The sequence below is a fragment of the Microcystis sp. M53602_WE12 genome, assembly GCF_030065455.1.
In the GTDB taxonomy this organism is placed as follows: Bacteria; Cyanobacteriota; Cyanobacteriia; order Cyanobacteriales; family Microcystaceae; genus Microcystis; species Microcystis aeruginosa.
Genome location: NZ_JASJFB010000056.1, coordinates 1 through 7,500, shown reverse-complemented (window position 1 = coordinate 7,500; position 7,500 = coordinate 1). Strand labels below are relative to the sequence as shown.

Genomic DNA, 7,500 nt, shown 5'->3' with positions numbered 1-7,500 from the left:
CGGGAATGTTAACCCGTTGTCCATCGACTACGCTTTTCAGCCTCGCCTTAGGTCCTGACTGACCCTCCGCGGACGAGCCTTGCGGAGGAAACCTTGGGGTTTCGGGGTGTGGGATTCTCACCCACATTTTCGCTACTTAAGCCGACATTCTCACTTCTATAGAGTCCACAGCTGCTTGCCGCTACTGCTTCACCCCCTATAGAACGCTCCCCTACCACTACAATGTAGTCCACAGCTTCGGTAGATAACTTAGCCCCGTTCATTTTCGGCGCAGGAGCGCTTGACCAGTGAGCTATTACGCACTCTTTTAAGGGTTGCTGCTTCTAGGCAAACCTCCTGGTTGTCAATGCACTCCCACCTCCTTTCTCACTTAGTTATCATTTGGGGACCTTAGCTGGTGGTCTGGGCTGTTTCCCTCTTGACGATGAAGCTTATCCCCCACCGTCTCACTGGTAGTTTTTTTAGCCGTATTCAGAGTTTGCCTCGCCTTGGTACCGGTCTCCCAGCCCGCGGCGAAACAGTGCTTTACCCCGACTAAACTTCCACTACCGCTGCGCCTCAACACATTTCGGGGAGAACCAGCTAGCTCCGAGTTCGATTGGCATTTCACCCCTAACCACAGCTCATCCGCTAATTTTTCAACATTAGTCGGTTCGGACCTCCACTTGGTTTTACCCAAGCTTCATCCTGGCCATGGTTAGATCACCCGGGTTCGGGTCTACAAATTATGACGCTTCGCCCTCTTCAGACTCGCTTTCGCTGGGGCTGTGGGGTCTTCCCCCTTCACCTGCCATAACCTGTAAGTCGCCGGCTCATTCTTCAACAGGCACACGGTCAGACGTTCAATCGTCCTCCCATTGCTTGTAGGCTAACGGTTTCATGTTCTATTTCACTCCCCTTCCGGGGTTCTTTTCACCTTTCCCTCGCGGTACTGTTTCTCTATCGGTCACACGGGAATATTTAGCCTTACCTCGTGGTCGAGGCAGATTCACACGGGATTTCACGTGCCCCATGCTACTCGGGATGCAGTTAAGCTGGTTCCTTTTTCGACTACAGGACTTTCACCTTCTCTGGTGCGGTTTTCAGCCGCTTCGTCTAAATTTCCCAGTCTTTTGTTACTGTCCCACGACCCCAAGTTCCGAAGAACTTGGTTTAGGCTGTTCCCTTTTCGCTCGCCGCTACTGGGGGAATCGCTGTTGCTTTCTTTTCCTCTGGCTACTAAGATGTTTCAGTTCACCAGGTTGGCTCGCTCCACCCTATGTATTCAGGTGGTCGTGTTTAGGGTTGCCCCATTCGGATATCTTCGGATCAATGCTTGCTTCCCGCTCCCCGAAGCGTTTCGTCGGTAACTACGTCCTTCTTCGCTTCCGTGTGCCTAGGTATCCACCGTTAGCCCTTATTAGCTTGACCTTGCGGTCTTCTTTTTTGGCTTTTTCACCTAGCTCTATGCAGTTTTCAAGGTTCCTCTGAACTCTGAACTCAGAGCCAGCATTCTCTCTTACTGTATAAGTAAGATAAGGTGCTGATTCGGAGCTTTTTTTCTTTGTTTTTGCCACCTGTGCAGGTGGGCCATCCTGGACTCGAACCAGGGACCTCACCCTTATCAGGGGTGCGCTCTAACCACCTGAGCTAATAGCCCTTGTTCCTTATTCAGGTCTTGTGTGAACCCAGAACCTAGTTTGAAAGCCACATACCTCGCTCCGACCTTTTGGGATTGATTCTTGGTTGGGACTACTTTTTTTTCGTCTCCTACCTGAATTAGGTCTCCCTTTAAGGAGGTGATCCAGCCACACCTTCCGGTACGGCTACCTTGTTACGACTTCACCCCAGTCACTAGCCCTGCCTTAGGCATCCCCCTCCTTGCGGTTGAGGTAATGACTTCGGGCGTGACCAGCTTCCATGGTGTGACGGGCGGTGTGTACAAGGCCCGGGAACGAATTCACCGCCGTATGCTGACCGGCGATTACTAGCGATTCCTCCTTCATGCAGGCGAGTTGCAGCCTGCAATCTGAACTGAGGCCGGGTTTGCTGGGATTCGCTGGCTCTCGCGAGTTCGCTGCCCTTTGTCCCGACCATTGTAGTACGTGTGTCGCCCAAGACGTAAGGGGCATGCTGACTTGACGTCATCCCCACCTTCCTCCGGTTTGTCACCGGCAGTCTCCTTAGAGTCCCCAACTTAATGCTGGCAACTAAGAACGAGGGTTGCGCTCGTTGCGGGACTTAACCCAACATCTCACGACACGAGCTGACGACAGCCATGCACCACCTGTGTTCGCGCTCCCGAAGGCACCCCCAGCTTTCACCAGGGTTCGCGACATGTCAAGTCTTGGTAAGGTTCTTCGCGTTGCATCGAATTAAACCACATACTCCACCGCTTGTGCGGGCCCCCGTCAATTCCTTTGAGTTTCACACTTGCGTGCGTACTCCCCAGGCGGGATACTTAACGCGTTAGCTTCGGCACGGCTCGGGTCGATACAAGCCACGCCTAGTATCCATCGTTTACGGCTAGGACTACAGGGGTATCTAATCCCTTTCGCTCCCCTAGCTTTCGTCCCTGAGTGTCAGATACAGCCCAGTAGCACGCTTTCGCCACCGATGTTCTTCCCAATCTCTACGCATTTCACCGCTACACTGGGAATTCCTGCTACCCCTACTGCTCTCTAGTCTGCCAGTTTCCACCGCCTTTAGGTCGTTAAGCAACCTGATTTGACGGCAGACTTGGCTGACCACCTGCGGACGCTTTACGCCCAATAATTCCGGATAACGCTTGCCTCCCCCGTATTACCGCGGCTGCTGGCACGGAGTTAGCCGAGGCTGATTCCTCAAGTACCGTCAGAACTTCTTCCTTGAGAAAAGAGGTTTACAATCCAAAGACCTTCCTCCCTCACGCGGCGTTGCTCCGTCAGGCTTTCGCCCATTGCGGAAAATTCCCCACTGCTGCCTCCCGTAGGAGTCTGGGCCGTGTCTCAGTCCCAGTGTGGCTGCTCATCCTCTCAGACCAGCTACTGATCGTCGCCTTGGTAGGCTCTTACCCCACCAACTAGCTAATCAGACGCAAGCTCTTCTCCAGGCCAATTAGGTTTCACCTTGCGGCATATCGGGTATTAGCAGTCGTTTCCAACTGTTGTCCCCGTCCTGAAGTTAGATTCTTACGCGTTACTCACCCGTCCGCCACTAGAATCCGAAGATTCCCGTTCGACTTGCATGTGTTAGGCACGCCGCCAGCGTTCATCCTGAGCCAGGATCAAACTCTCCATGATGAATCGTTTGATTCTTTTGACTTTTTTTCGTCTCCCCCTTGCGGGTTTGACTTTTTTGTTATAGAATTGCTTCTAAACGAGGCTTTTTTTGCTTGGCTTTCAAACTATTGTTTTGTCTAGGTTCCAGCGTCGTTTGTTTCGCTTCGCTTTCGCTTCGCTTCAACCGCGCATTTACCAATGTATCTAACTTCCCTAAGTTTGTCAACCCCTTTTGGCAAAATTTTTTGATCTTTTTTCTATCCCTTGCTACGTAAGCCTTTCAGCCTTTAGGGGTTTTTGGTAGTCCCTTGATTAGAACTGGCGGTGCGGATATATTAGTTTATTCGTACTAAATATTTTCCTCAATTTAATTTTTTATTCAATCCCTCTCGATCGCTGGGGCGATTTTGGGATATGGTTCCTTGAGAATCTATATTTCTGATCGGAAAGCCCTCATGTCTCGCCGCGCTGCTTTACAATCCTATTTACTGGTGCGTTTACTCCTAGCTCCCTTGATGTTATGGACGATCGTGACGGTGGTTTTTCTGCTGATGCGTGTTGCTCCCGGTGATCCCACGGATGCGATTTTAGGCAACCGCGCCCCTGAAAGTGCCAAAAATGCCCTAAGAGAACAATTAGGACTGAATAAACCCCTATTTTTCCAGTACCTAGACTATATTTTTCACCTAATGCGTCTCAATTTAGGAGACTCTTTAACCAGTAAGGGGGTGACGGTATGGGAGATTATCGCTAAACATTTTCCAGCGACGGTGGAACTAACTTTTTATGGAATGCTAATTGCGGTGATAGTGGGAGTCGGATTGGGAATTATCACCGCTTCCCGTCCGAATACCCCCTTAGATGCGGGGGGACGTTTATTTGGACTGATAACCTATTCCTTGCCGATTTTTTGGGTGGGAATGCTCTTACAGCTAATTTTTGCGGTACAGTTGCGCTGGTTTCCCTTGGGGACTCGTTTTCCTTTGAGTGAGACTCCACCCCAGACAATTACAGGTTTATACACCCTTGATAGTCTGATGACTCTACAACTAGATAAGTTGCCCACAGCTTTGTATTATCTAGCCTTACCTAGTTTTACTCTCGGCATTCTCTTGAGTGGGATTTTTGAACGGATGGTGCGAGTTAATCTGAAACAAACTTTGCAAGCGGACTATGTAGATGCGGCCAAAGCGAGAGGAATACCAGAAAAAACGATTATGATCGCCCATGCGCTGAAAAATGCTCTAATACCCGTAATTACTGTCTTAGGATTAACTTTTGCGGCTCTTTTAGGTGGTGCAGTCTTGACGGAAGTTACTTTTTCTTGGCCGGGTTTGGGAAATCAGTTATATCGCGCGATTTCTCTGCGGGATTACCCAACAGTACAGGGATTAATGGCTTTTTTTGCGACAATAGTGGTTTTTGCCAGTATTTTAATCGATTTAATCAATGCTTATGTTGATCCTCGCATCCGTTATTAATCAGGGAGAGGGAATTATGAATTATGAATTATGAAGTGGGGAGGTGGGGAGACCACTACGCAGTTTAAATACCGTACAGCTTGAGATGAGACAACAGCCGTGAAATTGATGTCACAGCTAATAAAAAATGGATCAGGATTGCTTTTTATCTCTAGGTTGTTGTTAGGTGATTGCTGACTGATTAATAATGGTTGAATGTTAATCGGCTTTTCCTTTTAGGGAGACGAAATCGGGCCTATGGAAATTACTATTGTCACCATTTTTCGGGGGATGAAAAGGATTTCTCACTTCGGTGGGAGTGGGTAAACCCTGTTTCATTTCCGCTACTTTTAAGAGGATCAAATACTCATAAAAAGCTTGCAGAGTACACCAAGCAAAACCAGCTTTACCATCGAGAATTCCCGCCAAGATAAAATACATATAAAACCAACGAAGCAAGGGACGAAAAGGCAATCGTAGAGATAAATCTTTTAAAGCTCTCCGTCTATCTACTTCGGTTTCACCAAAAAATAATTTTTTCCAACTAACACCACCGTTAGCCAACTGATGTAGGGTTTCTGCCGCTTCATCGGTAGAATAACGATTATGTTTTTCAATCCAACGACTTAAACCTTTACTACAGGTATAGTGGGGATAGGTTTCTTGTAAAAAAGAGGTTTTTCCCAGACATTCTTCTCTTTCCGTGTGACCATAATCGCTAAACCAGACTTGATCTTTTCTAAATAGACGCATTTGATAACGGGGATACTGGGTGCTGCGACGGATCCAAGTTCCCATAAACATAACTCTTTCGGCCACATAAAAACCAGTAAATTCTTTCTGTTGAGTGGCGCGCAGACATTCTGCGTAGAGTTGGGGTGTCATCCTTTCATCTGCTTCGAGAATATAAACCCAATCGTATTTAGTCTCGATATTTTCTAACATCCAAGTTCTTTGTTTACCATGACTCTCGAATTGATGCTGAATCACGCGCACTGGATAACGAGAAGCAATCTCTACAGTGCGATCGCTACTGTAGGAGTCAACCACAATCACATCATCGGATAGAAGTGCCGATTCCACACAGGCGGCAATATCAATTTCTTCGTTATGAGTGAGAATGTAAATGGAAAACATAGATATAATATGGTGTTTGATTATACGAAACCCGATCGGGCAGTAGTTCTATTGTGTACTGGAAAAAGCGGAATGAAAACCCTTATTAAGCTAAACGGCGCTTAACCTGCATGATCCAACAGCTATAACCCTTTTGGAGTCTATATCGGTGATCCGAAGTAAAAGCCGTTTAGCTTATCCAAGAAATTTTTTTAAAACTGTCAGACTGAGCCTATTCTAACCTCGATCGCCATTTTGTCAATATTTCTTAAGTATTACTTGAAAAATTCTTTACCTGAGCTTGTAGAGACTGGCAATGAGCTATTCCCCGCCATGAGATAATAGACGGTGCTTTATGTCTTCAGTAATTTTCGATGACTGCTGTTTCCGAGTGTTTTCGTTCTCTCCGTTCCCAGGGGAATTGTGCCTTAATTCCCTTTATTACTGCCGGTGATCCCGATTTATCTACCACTGCCCAAGCTTTACGCATTTTAGACCGGGCAGGGGCCGATCTGATCGAGTTGGGGGTTCCCTATTCCGATCCTCTTGCGGATGGTCCGGTTATTCAAGCGGCAGCCACCCGCGCTTTAAATCGGGGTGTCAAGTTGGAAGATGTGCTAGAAATCGTCAAAAATGCCCGGGGAGAGGTGAAAGCTCCGATTATTCTCTTTACTTACTATAATCCCATCTATCATCGCGGGATAGATGTCTTTTTAGACCAAATTAAAGCAGCCGGGGTGAGTGGTTTGGTGGTTCCCGATTTACCCCTAGAGGAAGCGGCAAGTCTGCTGCAACCGGCTGCCGCTAAGGGAATTGAAGTGATTTTATTGGTAGCACCTACCAGTCCCCCGGAACGAATACAAGCGATCGCCCTGCAATCCCAAGGTTTTATTTATTTGGTTAGTGTCACGGGAGTGACGGGAATGCGGAACCAAGTAGCCACCAGAGTGGAGGAATTGCTCGATTCTATCCGTTCTGTCACCGATAAACCCGTGGGGGTAGGATTTGGCATTTCTGACCCGACACAGGCGCTACAGGTGAAAAAATGGGGTGCTGATGCGGTAATTGTCGGCAGTGCCATGGTTAAACGTCTGGCCGATAATTCCCCCAGCGATGGGTTAAAATCCCTCGAAGAATTCTGCCGCAGTTTAAAACAGGCGATTCAGTGAGGGGTTAGAAATTCTTCTAAGGGAATTCCGGCTGCGGGGCGATCGAGGTAGAATCTTTCCCGAATTCCTCGATCGCCTTGAGTTAAATTTGAGAGAGTTCGCGTTCACCCGCTAATTTCAGTGCAGAAGCTGCTTCAGGAATATAGGAAGTTTTCGTTTTAGAGACCATACCTCCCTGTTGTTCCTGTAATTGTTCTAGACGCATGGTACTCCAATCGGTCAGCATCGAGTTACCTAGCCGGGGGGCCAATTTGTTAATTTTCTCCACGGCGGAGATAGCTAATTCATCCATCTGTAGGGAAGCTAGATAGCAATCACAGGCGATGTCTATCTCTCCTAATCGTTCGTGACATTGGCCGGCCATAAACCAAGCGATCGCCATTCCAGGTGGGCCGAGTCTAGTGGCAGAACGATAGATTTTCGCCGCTTCTTCAAATTTATTTTGTTTCAGTAAAATTTCCCCCAGTTGCAGGCGATAACGAGAGTAAAGAGGTTCCATCGCCACCATTTTCTTCG

At 47.8% G+C, this 7,500-nt stretch carries 4 protein-coding genes, 1 tRNA gene and 2 rRNA genes (1 of these 7 only partly in view); 2 read left to right on the top strand and 5 right to left on the bottom strand.

Going from position 1 to position 7,500, the window contains the following annotated elements:
• From PX482_RS02565 to PX482_RS02555, 3 genes are all read right to left on the bottom strand, one after another.
• Positions 1-1,410: ribosomal RNA gene (locus PX482_RS02565) — 23S ribosomal RNA — on the bottom strand; it reaches 1,470 nt to the left of the window's first position.
• A 155-nt stretch (positions 1,411-1,565) separates the two neighbouring features.
• Positions 1,566-1,639: transfer RNA gene (locus PX482_RS02560), tRNA-Ile, on the bottom strand.
• Positions 1,640-1,771: 132 nt separating this feature from the next.
• Positions 1,772-3,260, bottom strand: a 16S ribosomal RNA gene (locus PX482_RS02555).
• Together the 16S and 23S rRNA genes with 1 tRNA gene alongside form the textbook arrangement of a ribosomal RNA operon.
• Positions 3,261-3,694: 434 nt before the next feature.
• Between PX482_RS02555 and PX482_RS02550 the strand changes: the two genes are divergently transcribed.
• Positions 3,695-4,720: an ABC transporter permease gene (locus PX482_RS02550; protein ID WP_002757482.1), complete on the top strand. Its 1,026-nt coding sequence runs from the start codon at positions 3,695-3,697 to the stop codon at positions 4,718-4,720.
• Between the two features lie 198 nt (positions 4,721-4,918).
• Here the strand turns inward: PX482_RS02550 and PX482_RS02545 are convergent, their stop codons facing one another.
• Complete coding sequence (locus tag PX482_RS02545; protein ID WP_288093682.1) at positions 4,919-5,836, bottom strand: glycosyltransferase family 2 protein; 918 nt, start codon at positions 5,834-5,836, stop codon at positions 4,919-4,921.
• A gap of 353 nt (positions 5,837-6,189) precedes the next feature.
• Here PX482_RS02545 and trpA point away from each other — a divergent pair, with 353 nt between their 5' ends.
• Positions 6,190-6,984, top strand: a complete 795-nt coding sequence (gene trpA / locus PX482_RS02540; RefSeq protein ID WP_288024789.1) for a tryptophan synthase subunit alpha — start codon at positions 6,190-6,192, stop codon at positions 6,982-6,984.
• An 82-nt stretch (positions 6,985-7,066) separates the two neighbouring features.
• On the opposite strand, the gene PX482_RS02535 is transcribed toward trpA, so the two are convergent.
• On the bottom strand, positions 7,067-7,500 hold a 434-nt coding region (locus PX482_RS02535; RefSeq protein WP_288122032.1), incomplete at its 5' end, for a tetratricopeptide repeat protein.